Below are 20,087 nucleotides of genomic sequence, written 5' to 3'. Positions count from 1 at the left end.
AATATTACTTTTATTAAGAGAATAAATGTTTAATACCGGCAATGACAATGTTACTTTTCTGTAACTCTTTAAGAATCAAACTCCATTATGATTGCAGTAGAAAAACAAATTCTACTCATCGAGGTGTTCATCATGTACAACATAAAAAAAACAACGCTGCAAAAATGGACCAAGCTGAGCTTGGCTGCGATCATCTCCGTAAGCTCGATTACGGCTGCAGCACAAATTGCAAATGCGAAGGCTGCCAGCACGCAATCGATTTCTTCATCAACAGTCAAAAATAGCTCCAGCGCCTATGTGAAAAGCCTGTATGCTCTTGCCAAGCAGGGCAAAATACCAGGCTCCGATTTTGTATCCGGAAAAACATTAATCAAGGATGTTCATAAAAAATGGGGAGATCCCACTTCAGGGCCTTCCAACAAATATGAGTTTTACAATTTTGGAATGGGCACAGGCTCGTTTGCGGTCGGGGTGGGAAAAGGCGGAGTCGTGTTTGATCTCCGCACGTTCGGACAAAATATTGACCCGACTACCGGGATCAAATCATTGACCTTTACCTCCATCATTTCTGCGCTGGGCATGCCCAAAGAGGTGCGGTTCAGCGGCGAAGACAAAATTTATATGTATAATGCCGGCAGCTTCCAGTTGAAATTCGTTGGCCCCAAAAGTGTCGCAAAAGGGAGCATAGCCCATATAGATCATATGAATGTCTACTCTCCTAAAGCGGATAAATAGACGAATGAATCCTAAAAGAGGCCGACAGGCCTCTTTTTTTATACAACTCTGAGCCGCCCCGGTGAATGATCTGCAAAATAAACAGGCCAACCCGGAAATCGGCGGTTGGCCTGTTTAAGCATGTATATTAAGCGCGGAAGTTCGCGGGCCTCTCCGGACTGGCTTCTTCCAGCTTGCGGCGAAGATCGTCACGACCGGCATCCGCGCCGTAGGAAGGAGTCCCGGGCTGCTGCCGCCAGGACTCGTCGAGACCGCCCGCATCGACCGCATCAAATCCAAGCTCATCGACAAGCTGCATCACGACGGCTTTTGCGGCTTGATCATCGCCTGCAACCGGCAGGGCGATGCGTCCCGGCGATCCTGCCGGCAGACCGCGGTCCAGAATGTGCTGGGAATAAATGCCGTTGAATACCTTGATGACTGGCCGTCCCAGATGCTGTTCCACCCAGCGGCTTTCGGGCAAGCCGGCCTCAATGGGCGCAATCAGACCATCGCGCTGCTGCGGGTAATAGTTTCCGGTATCAATGACGGCTGCATGACTGCTTGCACCGTCAAGGACACCGGCAGGCAGCAAGGGGATATTCTTTTGGGGTATGGTCACGATCACAACGTCTGCTCCTTGTGCGACATCTGCCGCATATCCGGGCTTGGCTCCGGTTTCAGCAGCCAGGTCGGACAGCGTCTCAGGACCGCGGGAATTCGCGATGTGCACATCATGTCCCAGCTTCGTGAGGCGGCGGGTAAGGTTTCCTCCGATATTGCCTGTACCAATAATTCCGATTCTCATTAGTATCCCTTCTTTCGTCGTAATGGGCTACTTGCAACTTAACTGTAACCAATTTAATTACATATGTCAATGAGGTTTATTCTCAGTATCTGGAAGTATCGGGATAAGAGTTTAAGGAAAATTTGGAATTTGATAGGCGATAATATGTTACAATAATAGGAATTTGGAAGATTTAATAAGAAGATGGAAAAGGAGAGGATGAATTGAAAGGGTTAAAGCGTATAGGTGTGGTTGGTGCCTTAGGTATATCGATCATACTGTCAGGCTGCAGCATGTTTGATGGGGGTTCGAAGCCAAGCAATGAAAAGTCGACGCTGAAAATTATGTATTATGATGAAAGATCTTTTTACAGCCAGTTGGGGATGGTTTATTCAGCTCTTCATCCGGATGTGGACATCACGGTCGTTACCAATCAGCAAACAGGTCCCTATGATCCTGAGATGGATATGGAAGCCCGATTCGATACCTTTATTAAAGAAGAGCAGCCGGATATCATCATGCTGTCAGCGGATCAGCTGACCCGTTACGCGGAGGACGGCAGCCTGCTGGAGCTGGATACGATGACGGAAGAAAAGGATTACGACAAAGAGACGCTGATCCCCGGCCTGCTCGATTATATGAGAGAGCTTGGCGGAGGAAAAATATATGGCCTCTCCCCGAACTTCTACAGCCAGGCTATTTTCTACAACAAGGATTTATTCACCAAATACGGTATACCGCTGCCTGAAGACAAGATGAGCTGGGATCAGCTGTTTGAGCTGGCGCAGCGGTTTCCGACAGATGGCGCGAAGGACAAACGGGTCTATGGATTAAGTCTGGGCTACAATAGCGAGCTTTATCAGTTAGGCAGTCTGATTGGCAGCTCACAGAATCTGAGCATGTTCAACGCGACGAGCAAACAGGTTACCATTGATACACCGGCCTGGAAGAATGTATTTGAAGTCGCGATGAAGGGGCTGAAGTCCGGCGCATTATACACCGAAGATCCAAACGGGATGTCGTCGGGCTCAACTCAAACTTCCTATGAGGATTATCTTCTGCGCGATCCGTTCATCTCCGGGAAGCTGGCGATGAAGTTCGAAAGTGCCTATATCATGACCCAGATCAAGGAAGCGCAGAAGAATGCGAAGGACAAGGCTATCCAGAATTGGGATATTGTCACGGCTCCTGTCGATCCGCAAAGTCCGGACACCAGTTCAAATATGTCGCTTGGCCAAATTTTTGCAATCAATGCCAAGTCTGTGAACCAGGAAGCGGCCAAAGAATTCATTCGCTATATTACAAGCGATGATTATGCGAGAGTCACATCGAAGCTTCAAGACGGCACCTTCTCCGTCCGCACCAATTACTTGAAAGATGAAGAAAACCATAATTTTAAAGCCTTCTACAGCCTGAAGCCGGTAAAATCATCCATCTATAAAGACTTCGACAAACTGCCGCAAAACTTCTTCGCGAAGTTTACCGGCATTGCCCAGGAAGAGCTCAAGGCTGCGTTCGACGGCAAGAAACCACTTGCTGAAGCGCTTGCATCGGCTCAGGTCAAAGGTCAGCAGGCGATGGCCGAGGAGCAGGCCAAGGTGAAGGAGCAGCCAGAACAAGGAACCGGCACCGCGGCGGTGGAGGCCGAAACACCGGCGACGTGATATCCATACCAAGCTGTAAGGATATTGGCAGCGGCTCTATCGACAACGGTTTCTTTTGCTATAATCAACTTAAAAGTCCGATGACAAACCGCTTTTGCATGCGCAGCCGGAATTTTTTTATGGGATTTTTATGAAACTGTCAGAAATCCTGTTCCTTGCAAGTCAATAAAGGGAGTCAACAATCATCACTGCGAGGGGATATGCCCTTGGATAACTGGAGCGGAGAGATCATAAACTGGGAACTGCTGGAGGATGCGGAACTGGTGCGGCACGCCCAAGCGGGCGAGCGGGAAGCCTTCGGAGAGCTGGTCAAGCGGCACCGGTCCAAGATGTATGGCTACGCCAGAGCCATTACGCAAGAATCCTTTCTGGCGGAGGATATTGTGCAGGACGCTCTTGTAAGAGCGTTTATGCATCTTGGGAAGCTGGTTGATATGGAACGCTTCCTGCCGTGGGTGCACCGGATCGTTCGGAACCAGGCCTTTACCCGGATGAAAAGCAGTCCAGCTGCCAGAGAGAGAACGTTCTCTGCGCTGCAGCCCGCTGGGGCGGAGAAGGCCGTACACGGTGAATGGAACAATCTGGATGCGATTCTTCATCGCCTGAGCCGATCGGCAGAAGAGCGTTCTGCCCGTGAAGATGTCCCGGAAGAACAACTGCTGCGGCAGGAAACGCTTCATGTGCTGACAGGGATCATCGAATGCCTGAAGCCGCAGGAAAGGCTCGTTTTCGAGTCCCATTTTTTCGATCAGCTGTCTCCCCGGGAGATTGCGAAATTATTTGAGCTTTCCACGGCCAATGTCTACCAGATTATTTCGCGCTCCCGCAAGAAGGTTATCCAGGAGAAAATCCGCGTGACCGTTGACTCCTATATCAAGACGAGGAAGGATATGGGAAGCATGAAGAAAGTCATTTTACCGGATTCGGAGACGATCTCCGAGGTTAGAAGCTGGAATACGGCAGTAGATGCCCTTTACACGATGCTGAAATATACGGATAAACGTTTATCCTACCCGATGGTCGCAGGGCTGACTGGCCAGGCTTTTCGCATCAACATTATACCGAAGACCGTTCATATTGCCGGCCCGACGGCGTACAACTTTGGCGACAGCATGACAAAAGGGCTGCGAAATGCGGGATTTCACGCCAGGTTTGTCGATGGTTTGTCAGCTTCAATCGGCCTCAACACCAATTTGATCGATCCTTCTCTGCTTGCGAAAGAAGCGATGGACAAAAGAGAGATTCATCATGCGCTGCCGGATGCGCTCGATTTGATTCATCATTCGCTGGACCGGGGTTACCCCGTCCTGGCCTGGGATATTTTCTTCCCCGAGTTCGGGATTCTCTACGGCTATGATGATGAACAGCGGCTGCTGCTGGCGGAAGAATGCGGCAGACGGGATACGCTCGCTTACGAGAATCTGGGCCGGAGCGTGCTCGAAGAAATATTCGTATTGGCGCTTGATACGCCAATTGAAACGAGCTGGCGCGACCAGGTCGGGAACGCCCTGCGCATGATTGTGGACCATTATGAGGGAAGAGAAACGAATACGCCTTCTGATTCCGTCAAAGGATTGAAGGCTTACGATGTATGGTGCGAAGCATTCCGGGAAGGTAATGTGGAACCGAACGGGAATGCCTATAACATCGCTGTTATCAATGACGGCCGCAGAAATGCGCTGGAATTTGTGAAGGAAGTCTTGTCGGGATGGCCTCAGCAGGATGAAGCGGATCAGCAGATACGGGGACTGCTTGGGGAAACGGCAGAATTGTATGAAGTGATTTCCGGTCATTACGGGGCACTGCATCAAATGTTCCCGTTCCCGGAAGGCGGAGATCCGAATAGTCCTGAGAATGCCCGGCAATCCATCGAACTGCTGCAAACCATTAAGATGTATGAGCAGGCAGGAGTATCGAAGCTGCTGAATATTCTGGACAAGTTGGGATAAGCAATAATTGCAATCGAGCATCGATCAAAATGGCAGCAGGCTTGGAGTTGGAGCGGCTGCCATTTTTCCACTTATAGCAAGTATAAATTTCACATTTATCGATTTCTATAAGGTCTGAGGGAAGAAACTTGCTGCGCCGCCAAAGAACGGCGACAGCCGTTTCTTCTTGTTTATGCAGATGGCGATGGACGGCCTAATAATTGCGGAAAGGGGAATGATGGAATATATACGCAGGGTGGCACTTTACCGGCCTCGGAATATCCCTTACAATTTAGAATAAATTCGATCAGCTATCAGCCATTATACGGACAAGAGGTGAGATTAAGCTTGAGTCATTCACAAGAACATATCCAGATTATAGAATATACCCCGCAATATGCGAAGGCTGTTGCCGACATGTGGAACCGCAGCCAGGAGAGCTGGGGAGGGGGCAGCCGTATCCGCAGCGCGGACGGAGTCAAGCGGGAGCTTCAGAATGCCGGCAACCTGAAGGTGTTTCTGGCTGTAGACGGAGAAGAAGTGGTGGGCTACTGCAGCTTTTCCCAGTACCAGCATGACGAAGGCGCTCTGTATGTGCCGCTCCTGAATGTAAGGCCGGATTATCACGGAAGAAAGGTTGGCAGGGATCTCATTCTCAAAGCCGTTGAAACCACCGTGGAGATGGGCTGGCCCAGGCTGGATTTGTTTACTTGGGCAGGAAACACGAAAGCGGTTCCCATGTACAAGAAGACCGGCTTCTTCTGGGAGAAGAAGGAAGATTCGGTCCATCTGATGAATTTTATTCCGACTGTCCTGATGACGGATGCTCTCCGGCCCTCTCTGGAGCGGCTCGACTGGTATGCCGACAGCAAACGCAAGCTGGAGATTCGCCCTGACGGGCATTCGGAGAACGGCTTTGATTACTTTGAATACGCCTGGGAGAAGGACGGGACATCACTGCGTGTGGAGTTCGAGAAAACAGGCAGAGGAATAAGCCTGATTGAAACCGGCGAATATGCGATACATACGGAAATTGACGATCACGATCTGGTGTTTGGCAGCCGCTATCCCGTTCGTTACCGGATTCGGAACAAGACGGGTGAGCCTCTGGAGTGTACGATTCGCGGACGCAATGACAAGACGGTTCAATTCGCGTTGGAGCAAACCGTCAGGGTTGCGGATACTGTTGTCGTAGAGGGCGAGTTCGAACTCCTTCCGATCCAGGAAGACCAAAGCGACTGGCGAACGCATCCTGCGGTTGTATCGGATTGGACGATTAATGGGAGGCATGCGGAGCTTCGGACGGGGATCGCACCCAAGTTTCCGGCAAGAGTGAAGCTGGACGTGAAAAACCAGGAGCAGTACATTGGTGCCGGGGAGGAAGCCTTCCTTACCTTTGAGAACAATTTCAAGGAACCGGCGGTTTTTGAGCTTGAATTCCCGCCATCCGAATTTATACAGTTTGAGAATCCCCGTATCTCGATCCGTATTCCGGCCAAAGGCAAGGCCGCTGTAACGGTTCCTTACCTGTTAAAGGATTTCGGTATTTTCTCCGAGAATGTGGTGATTAAAGCGATCGCCGAAGGCTCGGAGCCCGTTTCATTCACCGCCCGTATCTGGGGTATTTTCAAAGGAAACACCGGCCGTTACGGGGGAGATATCGTGGACCATTGGGTCGCCGTGAACGGACCGTATTCAATGGGACTGAACAAGAACAACAATGAACTTTGGACCTCCCATTTTCAGAGAAGCCATCATACCAACTGGACCTTTCCCAGAATCGGGAAGCCCTACTCCCCGGAATTCAGCAAGAAAAAAGCGGAAGAGGTCAGGATTTATCCGCAGGGAGATGCGATGGTGCTGGAAGCGGATTACCGGTCGGAGGATTTTCCGGGCATGGCTTTTACAGCCTTCAACCGTCTGAATGCCAGCGGAATTGTGGAACGTTATTTTGAAGTGCACAATGCTTCGGTTTCCGTGGATTCAAGCGGAGAGGATCAATACCTGATCGACGGGTTCTATCATCATTCGGAAGGCCTGGTGCTTCCCTATGACGGACGTTATTACGATCTGAAGGACCGCTTTGCCGCGCAGTACGACGACTGGGATATTAACCGGATAAGCGAAAACTGGCTGTTCAGCCGGAGTGAGAAATTATCCCATGGATTCTGCTGGGAGCCCTCGGCAAGACTGGTAAAAATGGAATGGCATTTTGGCGTCGAATATGAACTCGGCGGGCTGGCAGCAGGTGAAACCGTCCGCACTGCATCGACTTTTCTGGCGATAGGCACATTCCCGGATTGGTGGGATTTCCGTTCCTTCGCTCGCAAAAGGAGAGATCCGGTTCAGCCTCTGCTGCAGGATCATTTGGAATTGAGCGTAAATGGGGGAAATCCATTCGTCGCGCAGGATGCGGATGTGAGTATCAAGCAGCACCGGAATCAGCCGCTTGCCGGCGATATGACGTTGTCCTTGCCTGAGACCGCGCCGGAGGTTTTCCATAAAACGTTCCGCCGTGATGACGCTCTTCATTCGGCAGTATTCGCGCTCAAGTCTTTCGTCCCTGGCTCAATCGAGCCGGTCCGGATGCGCTTCGAGACCGAGGAGCTGAGCATTGAACGCGGAACCGTACTGATCCCTGTGGGCCTTGCGCCTGTTCAACAGGAAATTCGCCAAAGCGAAGACGGCCAGACTTACCGCTGTTCGAACGGCACATTGACCATCGAAGCATCTCCGGCATTTGGCGCAGGACTTCACTCGCTCAGGCATAACGGAGAAGAATGGCTGGATAGTTCATATCCCGAAGCAGGACCGCGTTCCTGGTGGAATCCATGGCATGGCGGAATCTCCGCTTCCGTTCAGGGTATATCACCGCTAAGCCAGCAGGATGAGCGGCGAAGCGCCGCGTTTGCTTCATTGACCGACAACCGGGGGAATGAGTGGAGCGGAATAGCGCTTCACACACATATTGAGAAGCATGAGCGGTACGGCGGTATGGAGCTGACATTATTTGCGCTGCTGCTGCCGGGAGCTCCCGTGCTCTGCTGCGTTACCCGATTGGCCAATGGAACGGAAATGGCCTACAATAGCTTCCACAGCACGATCAACAGCTTTCTCCTCCCCGGCGAATCATTGGAGCAGGGATGGATGGAGAAGGACAACGGGACCCGTTACAGATGCGGCAAAGCAGGAGTGGAAATCGAATCGGAAGGCGTAATCCGTCTTGGCAGCGATAACCGCTCCGCCGCTTTGCATACGCTGAACCGCTATCCGGGATCAAGAGCATGGATGTATACCAATAATCTCGTTATCCATCACGGAGTTTCTCAGAGCAGTCTGATGCCGTCCGGGAGCACGGTATGGGCGGCTCCCGTATTTTACACGTTCGCCGGCACCCCGTTATCGTACACGGATATGCGGGCATTAGCCGAAATCAGCTTTGGCGGGTAATGAACTGGCGGAGCATGCTCCGCCTGGTTTTCACCGGCAATTAAATATAATGGAGGGTAGCTATGCCAATCATCGATATTCATATTCATTTGTCGGATATCGACAGCTTTCACCGTACGGCGCGCGAGCTGTCGGGTGTCGATTATTCCGCTGCCGGTCTTAAAGCGGAGTTTGACCGCAGCGATGTTATCCTGGGCATCGGGATGGGCGTGCAGGAAAAAACAGCCGGGGCTTTCCCGGATTCTCTTGCCTCCAATCCCATGGGGCTGGATCTGGCCGAATCCGTCCCTCCTTTCCTGATGGAATGCGTCGGGATCAATCCGGTCAGGCTTGATTCTCCGGAGAAGAAGAGGGAGCTCGACAGGATCGAGAAGCGGCTTGCATCCTCCGATGTGGCGGGAATCAAGCTTTACGCCGGTTACTATCATTATTATGTAACGGACAAAACCTATGGTCCGATCTATGAGCTGGCCAAGCACTACGATGTTCCCGTGGTGATTCATACCGGCGATACGTATTCCATGAACGGCCTTCTGAAATATTCCCACCCGCTCACCGTCGACGAGCTGGCTTATCAGCAAAGGGGGGTGCGTTTCATGATCTGCCATCTGGGCGATCCCTGGGTTATGGATGCTGCGGAGGTCGTTTCCAAAAATCCGAATGTTTACGCCGATTTGTCCGGGCTGGTTGTAGGAGACCAGCTCAAGTTCGACCGGTTCGAGAATGAGCCGCTGTTCATGGATCACTTCAGAAGAGCGCTCGTCTATGCGGACAATTATGAGAAGATGCTGTTTGGAACCGACTGGCCGCTCGCTCCCATCGGGGTGTATATCAATTTCGTCAGACAGCTGATTCCCGAGAAGTTTCATGAAGAAGTGTTCTATCATAACGCCTTTCGGGTTTTTCCACGTATCGGACAAAGGCTGGAGCAGCTGACGAATTAAAGGAGATATCATGACCATTTCGTTAGCTTCACCACCCCGCCCGGCTAAGCCTTATGAAAGCATGGGGAAAGAAGTTTGTAAGGGCGGCGATTGTTTAGCATATCCGGTGCGGGTATAATGAATTAGTTCCAGATTATTGTGCAGGAGGTAGATGTCCTTGAAAAATTTCGAACAGCTGTTGGAAATTTATGCAGAGCTGATTGTGAAGGTAGGCGTCAACGTCCAACCGGGGCAAGAGGTGTTTATTAATGGAGCGACAATCGAAATCGCCTCATTTATCCGCCTTGTGGCAGGCAAGGCCTATGAGGTTGGAGCAAGCAATGTCCATGTGGATTGGACGGACGAGGCATTAGCCCGCTTGAAATATGAGAAGGCGGCTGATGGGGTGTTCACACGGTTTCCGGAATGGGAAACGGCCAAACGGCAAGCTTTTGTGGATAACGGCGCAGCCTTTATTTCCATTGTCTCTCCCAACCCGGATCTGCTGAAAGGAATCGATCCACAGCGGATCGGCAATTTCCAGAAGGCCTCCGGCCAGGGGTTGAAGGAATTCCGCAGAGCGATCCAATCCAATAAGGTCAGCTGGACCGTTGCTGCGGCTTCCACCAGGGATTGGGCGCAGAAGGTATTCCCGGCATTATCCGGGCAGGAAGCGATCGATAAGCTGTGGGCGGCTATTTTCGATTCGGTTCGTCTTCATGCGGAAGATCCTGTCAGAGCCTGGGAGGAGCATAATGCAGCCTTACATAAGAAAGTGTCGCTGCTTAACGACAAGAAGATATATAAGCTTCACTACAAAGCGCCTGGAACGGATTTGACTATCGAGCTCAACGAGAAACATACTTGGGTGGGCGCAGGCAGTACGAGCCAGAATGGTGTCCTGTTCATGGCCAATATGCCGACGGAGGAAGTATTCACCGTACCGCAGAGGAACGGTGTGAACGGCATTGTATCAAGCACCAAGCCGCTCAGCTACGGCGGCAATATCATCGACAAGTTCAAGCTGACCTTCGAGAGCGGCCGGATTGTCAAGGTGGAGGCAGAGGAAGGACAGGATATTCTGCAGCAGCTGGTGGATACGGATGAGGGCTCCCACTATTTGGGGGAAGTGGCTTTGGTGCCGCATGAATCGCCAATCTCCCTGTCCGGCGTGCTGTTCCTGAATACCTTGTTCGACGAGAATGCTTCCAATCATCTGGCTATCGGCAGCGGGTATGCGTTCAATATCGAAGGGGGCGCATCAATGCCGCCTGAGGAGCTGGAGAAGCATGGCGTCAATCAAAGTATAGCGCATGTTGACTTTATGATTGGCTCGGATCAGATGGATATCGACGGCATTCTGCATGATGGTTCCACTGTACCCATATTCCGCAAAGGCGGCTGGGCAATATAAGGAAAGAAGCTGTTCACTGGACATTGGGGGTCAGTCCCATAATCCGGTGAACAGCTTTTTTTTCGTTTCGGGATGCATAGAAGCCGATCTGTCATCTGCCGCGCAGTCTGTGACTGCCCCATACCAGGCATGCAGCGGCAATCAGGCTGCCTCCTGCCCAGCTGACCCCAGTCCATCCCCAATTATGCCAGGCGTAACTTCCAAGGGTTGATCCGATGGCGCCGCCAATAAATGTGCTGACCATCAATACGGTGTTCAACCGGCTGCGGGCGGCGGGATCAAGGGCATACACGCGGGCCTGATTGGAAATCTGGGTTCCCTGCACGCCAAGATCGAGCAGAATGATCCCGACAATCAGCCCCCATAACGAAGTGCCGGCAAAGCCGAAGAAAAGGTACGAAACGAACGTAACCGCAATCAGCAGACCTGCCAGAATCTTCGGCTGAAATCGGTCCGACAATCTTCCGACGACCGGAGCCCCGGAGGCCCCGACGACCCCGACAAGGCCGAATAATCCGGCAACCTGGCTGCTGTAGCCATAAGTGCCGCCCTCCAGGAAGAAAGCCAGCGATGTCCAGAACACGCTGAAGCCCCCGAACATTGCAGCTCCAATCAGAGCGGCTTCCCGCAGCGTGGAGAATTGGCGGATCAAACCGCCGATCGATTTGATCAATTCCGTATAGGAGGCCGACATACCCGGCTGGCTTCGCGGAAGCTTCGCACGAAGAACAATCAGCAGCCCAAGCATGAGCGCGGCGGCGATTGCATACATGGTCCGCCAGCCCCACGCTCCGCCGATCAGACCGGCAACGGTTCTGGCAAGCAGGATGCCGAGCAGCAGTCCGCTCATTACCGTCCCGATTACTTTGCCGCGTTCCTGTGGTGAAGCCATTTGAGCGGACAGGGGGATCAGAATTTGCGGCACTACGGTCGTAATGCCCACTGCCAGACTGGCGATGTAGATCCAGGTTAAGCTCTGGGCAGTGCAGACGCCAAGCAGCGATACGGTGACGGCAGCCAATAAGGCGGTGATCAAACCGCGGCGCTCTTTGATGTCGCCGAGAGGGACGAACAGAAACAAGCCGAGAGCGTATCCGATTTGCGTAAACATCGAAATAAGCCCGGCAGCGTCGGATGAAACGTGAAAAGTGCGCCCGATATCCGCAAGCAGCGGCTGGTTGTAGTATAAGTTCGCCACAGCCATGCCGGAGGCCGCGCTCATGAGCAAAATTAATCCTTTGGTCAGGGACTGGCCGCCTGCAGCGATATCGGGGGTAGTGGATGTCATTGCCATAATGTGTTATTCCGCTCCTTTGCTATTTCAATATAGCAGATAATCAGGCAGGCTTAAATACAAGCTTGCGCCGGGCGGCTTCGGCTTGGCCCGGATGTTTCTTTCCTGAGTGCAATTGGGATGACATTTTATGTCGCACCAGCTGTTTTATAATGAGTGCAAGTGCAGTGAAAGGCGTGATTCATCCAGTCAAGCCAGCCGGGCTGCCGGATGCCTGCCGGACACAGACCACTTGTGATAGTTGAAAAAAAGAGCTGAGGCATGAAATGGGGTTTAAATGTGGCAAAAACAAAAAGAGGCCGTGTGCTGTGGAGTCTGCCCTCGCGCGGCCGGGGAACTTGCCCGGTCTGCAGCCGAACCAGAATAAAACTGCTTTATCCACGGACAAAGTCCGATGGAACGCCGGTCAAGGTTTGCAAAAGATGCATCAACGCACCGCAGGAGAAAGTGGAAGCCATCAGCTAGGCTATCCGGAAGGACGGCCCGTTCCCTTGATGGGGCGGGCCTTTTTCCATAAATTCCGCTTGCAAGCAAAGACTGTTCAGTGCTGTAATGGAAGGAAACGGGCATCTGCCGTTAAGGAGGGCTGCTGAAAGTGAGCAATATGCATCGGATTCAATGGTTTGACCAGCAGATTATTCAGGGCAGTTACCCTAACAGCACGAAGCTTGCGCAGCAGTTCGAAATTTCCAAACGGCAGGCGCAGCGCGATATTGAATATCTGGAAATGTCACTGCGGGCGCCTTTATTATATGTTGCCAGGCATCGGGGCTATTGTTATGAAGACAAAGCCTACGTCCTGCCTCATCTCTATATGACGGAGGACGAGAAGAAGGTGCTGAAATACCTGGCCCACCGGTACCGGAACTACAATTACGATAATGCGGACGCCATCCGCCGGGTGGCGCAGCTGCTTGAGCGTTTTACGGGTGAACAGGGGAGCGGCAGCAGCTTTCGCTTGCCCGTTTTTGAAGCTAATCCGCGCATGATGCATAATCTGGAGCTGCTCAGCCATGCCGTCCGGCAGCAGCTTGTCGTTCAGATGACTTATACCGATCAGGGAGCCGCCCGGCAAGCTCAGCTCTATCCGTTAAAGCTGATTTCCCAAGTGAACGCTGATTATATTGCCGCTTATTGTGCCCGGCAGCGGTTGAAAATAACAGTGCGTCTGGATCAGATTCAGCAGCTCATATTGACGGAGTCGCATTACGAGTATTCCGAGGATATGGAGACGGATGGCCTGGGCAATCCGCCCCCTGTATTTAAACCTTATACAGCGCGGATACAGATGCTTCGTCCAGTCCATGGCGATACATGGAAGGGTTACCCGATCCTGTCCCGGGATGGACTCCTTTACCGGATATCCTTCTATGATGCGGATGCCTTCCTGCAGCATTTGCTTGTAGCAGAATGGAAGGAGCTTGAGTCTCCGCAATGGCTGAAGAAGAAATTGGCTCATTTGTGTCAACAAACGCTTCAGCGGCTGGGAGTTGTGGAGCGTGAGTGAAGGCGGCCGGTGACAATCCAGCCAGAGATACGATCAAGCGGACTGTTGGACCGCCGCGATACGGAGAGCCAGAGACCATTGCCTGGTAACTATGAGCGGTGCGCGGTGCGAAAAGAGGGGGCGCGGAATATTGTCCGGTGTTTATTTGGACCATCTCATCATGAAGCGGGAATCGAAATCGTTCACAGACAGCCTCTATGCGGTATTGACCGCGGCCAACCTGTTTGCCGGCCCCAAATATATGCTCTCCGGCTATACCGGAATGGCGTTCAAATTCTCTGTTCACGAGCAGCTCCTGCCGATGTCCGTATCCGCTTACGGGCAGTGGGTGACGGAGCATAAGCCTGCCATCGATAATCTGGGCATATGGACAGCGATTGATGGAGGAAGAACGAGGCATGCTACCTTTTCCCATTACCGGCAGGAGGCCGTGAAATGGGTAAGAGAGAGCCTGAACAACGGCATAGGCGTTATCTATTGGATTCCTGAATTTGGTGTCATTCACGGGTATGACGATGAGGACGGGATCTTTTATGTACAGGATGGGAGGACGGATGAGGGCCGGATTGTGTTGTATGATAATTTCGGCCTTAATTTCACGCACTTCTGGTACTGCCAGAGCTTCGGAGAGAAAGTGGAGATTCCGCAGGAGGAAATGATTCTGGAATCCTTCCGGCTGGCAGTCTATGACTGGGAAACGCCTTATAAAACGCTGCCTGGACGGGAAATTGCTTCCGGGAAGCTGGCTTATACCTTTCTTGCGGAGGCACTTGAGGCAGGCGGATATGATGCGCGGGGAGCTGTCTATATTCTGGATTCCTTCCTTTATTCCAGGAAGGAAATTCGAGATTATTTGCATGATATTCTGGGGATTTGGCATGAAGCAGACGTGGCCTTCAGTCTCTATGATCGTCTTGTGGGTGAGACGACCGCTATAGAGAGCTGCATCGTGGAGACAGGGGGATCCAGGCATGTTGAACAGGAGAGAAGCGTGGAGCTGATTGCAGCGCTAAAGACTGCCGAAATGCTGGAGCAGCAGGCAATGGAGCTATTCCAGACATTATCCGCCCGATATCCGGATCCGAAACGAACTACGATTCCCAGGTGGGGAGCGCATTCCCCGCGATAATGCAATTTGGATAAGAAGCCCGGAGATAACCGGCGGAGCAGGCGGATATAGTCTTGGGAAGCGTAAGCTGAAAGCTTTTAAGGAAGGAGTGATTCAAGTGGGAGCCGTCTTATTAACCGGTCAGAGGATGACCGCAGAATCCGAATCCTATATCGATGCCATGCACGGGATTTTGTTCCCGATGGGATGGATTGCCTGTTCCAAACCCATGCTTGCGGGGATGACCGCGGCGGCCTTCCGTTTCACGGTCAACCGGAGGCTGACCCCGGAATCCGTGACGGCATACAACTGGATGGCGGAACATTTTCTGGCTGCGGATTTTCTGGGCGTGACCGCTTCGCAGAATGCCGGATTTCATTTTCAGCCCACGTTCCCGCTCTATCAGAGGCAGGCGGTGGCCGCTGTCAAAGACTCCCTTGACCGCGGGACAGGCGCTGTTATCTGGAAAGATAAATTTGCGATAGCCGCGGGCTATGATGATGAGCGGGAAGTGCTCTATATCTCCGATGGCACCGCAGAAGATTATGATGCGCTGCCGTATGGCGATTTTGGCTGTAACCGATCGCCTTATTGGTATGTTCAGACCTTTGAAACCCGGATCGAATCGGACGAGATGGAGATTTACAAGGAGTCTCTCCTGCAGGCTATCTATAAATGGGAATCCCATGACTTGATGCTGCCTGAGAAGGAGTATGCCTGCGGCCGTTCGGCTTATGGGGCGATCATATATGCTCTTCGCGGCTGTCATTACGATCCAGCCGGACTGAAGGAGATTATCCGCTGTTACGGAGCTGCCAAAAGAGACAGCCATGCTTACATCGCCGCTTTGGTGCGCTGGATGCCGCAGATCTGTGAAGCTGCGGATGCCTATGCGAGGCTGGATTCAATATTCCAACAGCTGGCGATGATGATTGTCGACATGATGCCGGTCCGGAGATTGAATGCGAGCGAAGCCAAGGATATGATTGATTTGTTCGACGATGCCTTGATGGTGGAAGAGACGGCAATCCGGTCGCTGAAGGGGCTGATGCGTGAAACGGTGGATAACCGGTTCAATGATATCGCCTTGAGGTAATGACGGATAAAGGGATTCCGAATGCCGCCGGCGGAGGTTGAGATGGATTGTCTTGTTATCAGTTTAGTTGTATACTGACAACAAGTTTAGAAATTATTTTTGTCGGTAATGCTGCAGGAAAGAGGTGAAGCGGGTGCGTGAGGATGCGGACATGAGTGCATTAACCAGGAAGGAAGAGCGATTGGGCATCCTGCTGTGGTTTCGGCTGTCCCGTTTTTACAACCGGAGCATCCGCGAAACCAATCACCACTTGAAGAAGTGGAAGCTGACTGCCGCACAGTTCGATGTCCTGGCTCAGGTAGGCGCAGCTGGCAGAATCAGTCAGCAGGAGCTGGCAGAGAAACTGGTCGTCACCAAAGGAAATATCACCCAGCTCATTCACAAGGTGGAGGAGCTTGGACTGATCGGACGTGAGCAGGAATGGAAGACCAAATATATTTCGCTTACGGAAGCCGGGCGGCTTCTTTTCAATGAAATTGTTCCGCTCCAGGAGCAGTTTCAGGCATCCCAATTTCAATCATTGGACCAAGGCGAGCAGAAGCTGCTGCTTGAGCTGTTAAGAAAACTAAGAGCGTGAAAGGCGGGGCAATCTCATGAATGTAAAAGGAATTCATCATCTGTCAGCTATGACAGGAAGCGTAGCAGGCAACTATCAATTTTATACGGATGTCCTCGGCATGCGCCTGATTAAGAAAACAGTCAATCAGGACGATACCTCGGCTTATCATTTGTTCTATGGGGATGAACGGGGCAAGCCGGGCACGGAGCTTACCTTCTTTGATTTTCCCGGAATCGGGCCGAACAAAGAAGGGGTGAGCAGTATCTCGGGAACCTCACTGCGGGTGAAGAATGACGACGCGCTGCGGTACTGGACCGAACGCTTCACTGAGAAAGGCGTCAGGCATTCACCGATTACCGGACATGCGGGCAGGAACGTGATTTTCTTCGAGGATCCGGAAAGCCAGAAGCTGGCGCTGATTTCGGATGAGCATAATGTTGGCGTGGAAGGCGGGATACCCTGGGACAAGAGCCCTGTTCCCATTGCCTACGGCATTACGGGACTTGGTCCCGTGAAGCTGACGGTCCGTAAGCCGGATGCTACGTTAGGGGCGCTTCGGCTTCTTGGCTTCACGGAGAAGAGCCGGGTGCCGGCGCTGGTTGAAGGGCAGGAGGATATTATCATTATGCAGGTAGGGGACGGCGGCTCCGGCGCCGAGGTGCAGGTCGAGCCGCGCAGCGATTTGTCTGCAGCCAGTCTGGGCAGAGGCGGCGTTCACCACGTTGCATTCCGGATTGAAGACAAGGAAGAGCTCATGGAATGGATCGGCATCCTGAATCAGGCGGGTCTGCATAACTCCGGTTTCGTGGAGAGATATTATTTCCGCTCCCTGTATTTCCGCGAACCGAACGGCATCCTGTTCGAGCTGGCTACCGATGGTCCCGGCTTCGCGACGGATGAACAGTTCGAGACCCTGGGCGAATCGCTGGCGCTGCCGCCATTTCTGGAGAATCAACGCCAATCCATAGAGGCCAAACTGAAGCCGCTGAACACGAAACGTTAATGTCCAGACCTTCGCGCCATGAACCGCTTGCTGCGAGCGTTAAGGCTAGAACTCTTTTGTCCAGTCAGGGACTGTCCCAATAGACATTTTTGCTTTTTATGAATACCGGCTCTGATATTCCAAATAGACGCTTCCACTGCCACTCTATCGTGGCTTTGGAGGCGTCTTTGCGTTGTTGTACGGGGCTTGAATTGCTTGCTGTTGTTTGGGGAGTCTTTTTGAGAGTTCCCCTTTGATGCGTGGAAGCGCCGGCGATAGCGCCGACCTTACTTCAGCACCGATTCGGCGCTCTCCCGGTCCAACCGGCAGCTCAAGGAAGGAAAAACCGGCTTACACGCTAATTAGCCCCAGCATCGGCCATGTAAGCCGGAAAAAACCTCGCTGCAGCTCTTCCGATCGTCCCGGTGCGTCTCCATACTTGTCAACCAAAGTTGTGGAAGAAGCTCATGTGACGGCAAAAAATTCTACTCTTCATATCAGAGAAGGTTGATTTCACATGTAAGTCTTTCACTATTTTATTATTTTCAAAGGGGGGGACTATTCCGCTTCTGAGGGCGACAGGGCCATTTCTTCCCGAAGTATGGGAAAAAGCGGTTGACTTCGGTTATAATCGTGCTAACTGGTAAACGTGAGGAGGAAATCCTGTGAAAAAACGTGTGGTAGTGATAGACGACAAGCCGCTCATTCGGCAGGCAATCGTGCAGACGATCGATTGGAACAAGCTGAACTGCGCGGTTGTCGGGCAGGCGGAGGACGGGATCGAGGGAAAGCTGGTCATTCTGGACAACAAGCCGGATATATTGATCACGGATATCAAGATGCCCGGACTCAGCGGACTGGACCTCGCCGAGCTGATGCAATCGACCTTCCCGCTGTCCAAAACGATTTTGATAACCGGCTACCAGGATTTCGACTATGCACAGCGGGCTGTCCGGCTTGGCGCCTATGATTTTATCGTCAAGCCTGTGCGTAATGACGAACTGGAGCGGGTAATCGCGCTCGCCGTGATGGAGCTGGAGAACCGGCATCTGGAATTGAGCCTGAATGAGAATATGACCGAAGCGATCAACAGACTGGAAGAGCGTCATCAAAGCTCGCTGCCCTTCCTGCGGAGCAAATTTATTTCCGAGCAGATCGGCGGCGCACGGGCATCGGAGACGGAAGCGTATATCATCTGCGAGCAGTTGGGCATCTCATGCAGCCGCATCGCTGTTCTGATTGTGCGCTCCAAGCAGACATTCGCAACGCTGCAGGGTGCGGACAGTGCCAGAATCAGGCTGGGCATGCAGGCCAAGCTCACAGATATGGCAAGGCATTCGGCAGCCAAACGGGACTTTGAGATCATCGAGTCGCTCCATCAGGACGACCTTGTATTAGCTGGTCTATTCCCCCGAGCACTGCCTCCGCGAGAGATCAAAATGAAGCTTCAGGCCGTATGCCAGGAGCTGATCGAGCAGGCCAGAGAACAGTACGGACTGCTGTGCTGTATTGCGGTCAGCTCGCAGTATAAGCAGCTGAGGGAGCTGCCCGAAGCATTTGCCGAAGCCTCGACGCTGATGGACAGCAGCTTCTTTCGGGCGGAGGAGCCTGTTCTGTTCCCGGAAAACGGTCATGCGGCCGGGGAAATGGGCAAGCAATCCATTATCCGTGATTTGGAGCAGTTCAACCAGATGCTTGAGCATGCGACCAGCGGGGAAATGATCAAGCATCTGGAGAAGGTGCTTGAACAAATCAGGGGCTACAGCGAGGGCAATATCCTGGTTGCCAAGGGACTGCTGTCCGATGTCTGCCTCGTAGCGGCCCGTTATTACTTCCGTCTGACCGGGGATGAATTCGGGATGAACAAACGGATTGATGAAATCTTGGATGATGTTTACCGTCTGCCGAATATGCAGGCAGCTTCCGATTATTTGGCCTTATTCGTTAAGGGGATCAAGACCAAGCTGGAGAATGGCGACAAGGAATACAGTCTGGTCGTCAAGAAGTCCGTTGATTATATTAACAACCATTTCGCAGAGAACCTGAGTCTGACACTCGTAGCCGACCATCTCGGCATCAGCTCCAGCTATTTGAGCCGCCTGCTGCGCATGGAAACGGGCATTAATTTTGTCGATCTGGTCTATAAAGCGAGAATTGAAGCGGCCAAACGGCTGCTCAAGGATCCGAAGAACAAAGTCAACGAGGTCGGTGAAATGGTCGGCTACAAGGAATACGCCTATTTCTATCAGGTATTCAAAAAAATCGAGGGCATCTCTCCCAAGGAATACAAGAACAGGGGAAGCGAGATGTAGATGGGCGGCTGCTTGCAGTACAGGAGCAGTGAGATGTATGTAGACCAGCGGCTGCTTTGCCGCATGAGGTTGAAAGCCAATATGCTCCGTCAAACCTCGGGCAGAGTACCGAAAGTACCTCGTCAATGTATCATTATGAATATTTGATCTATTAGTCGCACCTAGTGCGAGGCACCGGAAATACCTCTCAGGACTGCACTGTTCCGTCCATACCCGCCACAGGTTTATAACTATCGAATCTCAATGACAAATAATCGAGATAAATGATAACGTTTACATGAAATGCGTGGTAATTGTTCGTACCAAGCCAGCCGAACAATTTCGTACAGGAAAGCGGCGGCAGCCGCTG

The 20,087-nt window shown here is 52.1% G+C and carries 15 protein-coding genes; 13 read left to right on the top strand and 2 right to left on the bottom strand.

What is annotated here, in order from left to right:
• The first annotated feature begins 132 nt into the window (after window positions 1-132).
• Complete coding sequence (locus AC0YOA_RS04165; protein WP_475785527.1) at window positions 133-735, top strand: YjgB family protein; 603 nt, start codon at window positions 133-135, stop codon at window positions 733-735.
• A gap of 127 nt (window positions 736-862) precedes the next feature.
• Here the strand turns inward: AC0YOA_RS04165 and AC0YOA_RS04160 are convergent, their stop codons facing one another.
• Window positions 863-1,522, bottom strand: coding sequence for an NADPH-dependent F420 reductase (locus AC0YOA_RS04160; RefSeq protein WP_475785526.1), 660 nt, complete (start codon window positions 1,520-1,522; stop codon window positions 863-865).
• Window positions 1,523-1,725: 203 nt separating this feature from the next.
• Between AC0YOA_RS04160 and AC0YOA_RS04155 the strand changes: the two genes are divergently transcribed.
• The 5 genes from AC0YOA_RS04155 (at window position 1,726) to AC0YOA_RS04135 (ending at window position 10,880) form a co-directional block, all read left to right on the top strand.
• The gene (locus tag AC0YOA_RS04155) at window positions 1,726-3,165 is read left to right on the top strand and encodes an ABC transporter substrate-binding protein (protein ID WP_475785525.1); all 1,440 of its coding nucleotides are present in this window, start codon (window positions 1,726-1,728) and stop codon (window positions 3,163-3,165) included.
• A gap of 206 nt (window positions 3,166-3,371) precedes the next feature.
• Window positions 3,372-5,114, top strand: a complete 1,743-nt coding sequence (locus AC0YOA_RS04150; RefSeq protein ID WP_475785524.1) for an RNA polymerase sigma factor — start codon at window positions 3,372-3,374, stop codon at window positions 5,112-5,114.
• 327 nt (window positions 5,115-5,441) lie between these two features.
• Window positions 5,442-8,543, top strand: a complete 3,102-nt coding sequence (locus AC0YOA_RS04145; RefSeq protein WP_475785523.1) for a GNAT family N-acetyltransferase — start codon at window positions 5,442-5,444, stop codon at window positions 8,541-8,543.
• A 62-nt stretch (window positions 8,544-8,605) separates the two neighbouring features.
• The gene (locus AC0YOA_RS04140; protein ID WP_475785522.1) at window positions 8,606-9,487 is read left to right on the top strand and encodes an amidohydrolase family protein; all 882 of its coding nucleotides are present in this window, start codon (window positions 8,606-8,608) and stop codon (window positions 9,485-9,487) included.
• A 151-nt stretch (window positions 9,488-9,638) separates the two neighbouring features.
• On the top strand, window positions 9,639-10,880 hold the full coding sequence (locus tag AC0YOA_RS04135) for an aminopeptidase (protein WP_475765718.1): 1,242 nt from the start codon (window positions 9,639-9,641) through the stop codon (window positions 10,878-10,880).
• A 91-nt stretch (window positions 10,881-10,971) separates the two neighbouring features.
• Here AC0YOA_RS04135 and AC0YOA_RS04130 read toward each other — a convergent pair whose 3' ends face one another.
• Complete coding sequence (locus AC0YOA_RS04130) at window positions 10,972-12,174, bottom strand: MFS transporter (RefSeq protein WP_475785521.1); 1,203 nt, start codon at window positions 12,172-12,174, stop codon at window positions 10,972-10,974.
• Between the two features lie 279 nt (window positions 12,175-12,453).
• Between AC0YOA_RS04130 and AC0YOA_RS04125 the strand changes: the two genes are divergently transcribed.
• The 7 genes from AC0YOA_RS04125 (at window position 12,454) to AC0YOA_RS04095 (ending at window position 19,738) form a co-directional block, all read left to right on the top strand.
• Complete coding sequence (locus AC0YOA_RS04125) at window positions 12,454-12,639, top strand: hypothetical protein (RefSeq protein WP_475785520.1); 186 nt, start codon at window positions 12,454-12,456, stop codon at window positions 12,637-12,639.
• Window positions 12,640-12,778: 139 nt separating this feature from the next.
• Window positions 12,779-13,681, top strand: coding sequence for a helix-turn-helix transcriptional regulator (locus AC0YOA_RS04120; RefSeq protein ID WP_475785802.1), 903 nt, complete (start codon window positions 12,779-12,781; stop codon window positions 13,679-13,681).
• 130 nt (window positions 13,682-13,811) lie between these two features.
• Complete coding sequence (locus AC0YOA_RS04115; protein ID WP_475785519.1) at window positions 13,812-14,810, top strand: cysteine peptidase family C39 domain-containing protein; 999 nt, start codon at window positions 13,812-13,814, stop codon at window positions 14,808-14,810.
• Between the two features lie 97 nt (window positions 14,811-14,907).
• The gene (locus tag AC0YOA_RS04110) at window positions 14,908-15,885 is read left to right on the top strand and encodes a hypothetical protein (RefSeq protein ID WP_475785518.1); all 978 of its coding nucleotides are present in this window, start codon (window positions 14,908-14,910) and stop codon (window positions 15,883-15,885) included.
• Between the two features lie 151 nt (window positions 15,886-16,036).
• The gene (locus tag AC0YOA_RS04105) at window positions 16,037-16,462 is read left to right on the top strand and encodes a MarR family winged helix-turn-helix transcriptional regulator (RefSeq protein ID WP_475785517.1); all 426 of its coding nucleotides are present in this window, start codon (window positions 16,037-16,039) and stop codon (window positions 16,460-16,462) included.
• Window positions 16,463-16,478: 16 nt separating this feature from the next.
• Entirely contained in the window at window positions 16,479-17,447 is a 969-nt protein-coding gene (locus AC0YOA_RS04100) for a ring-cleaving dioxygenase (protein ID WP_475785516.1), read from the top strand.
• Between the two features lie 644 nt (window positions 17,448-18,091).
• On the top strand, window positions 18,092-19,738 hold the full coding sequence (locus AC0YOA_RS04095) for a response regulator transcription factor (protein ID WP_475785515.1): 1,647 nt from the start codon (window positions 18,092-18,094) through the stop codon (window positions 19,736-19,738).
• Window positions 19,739-20,087: the final 349 nt, after the last annotated feature.

This window comes from Paenibacillus sp. JT22N12, from assembly GCF_056269365.1.
Note: the sequence above shows the minus strand (reverse complement) of the source record. Positions and strands in the feature narration are given on the sequence as shown.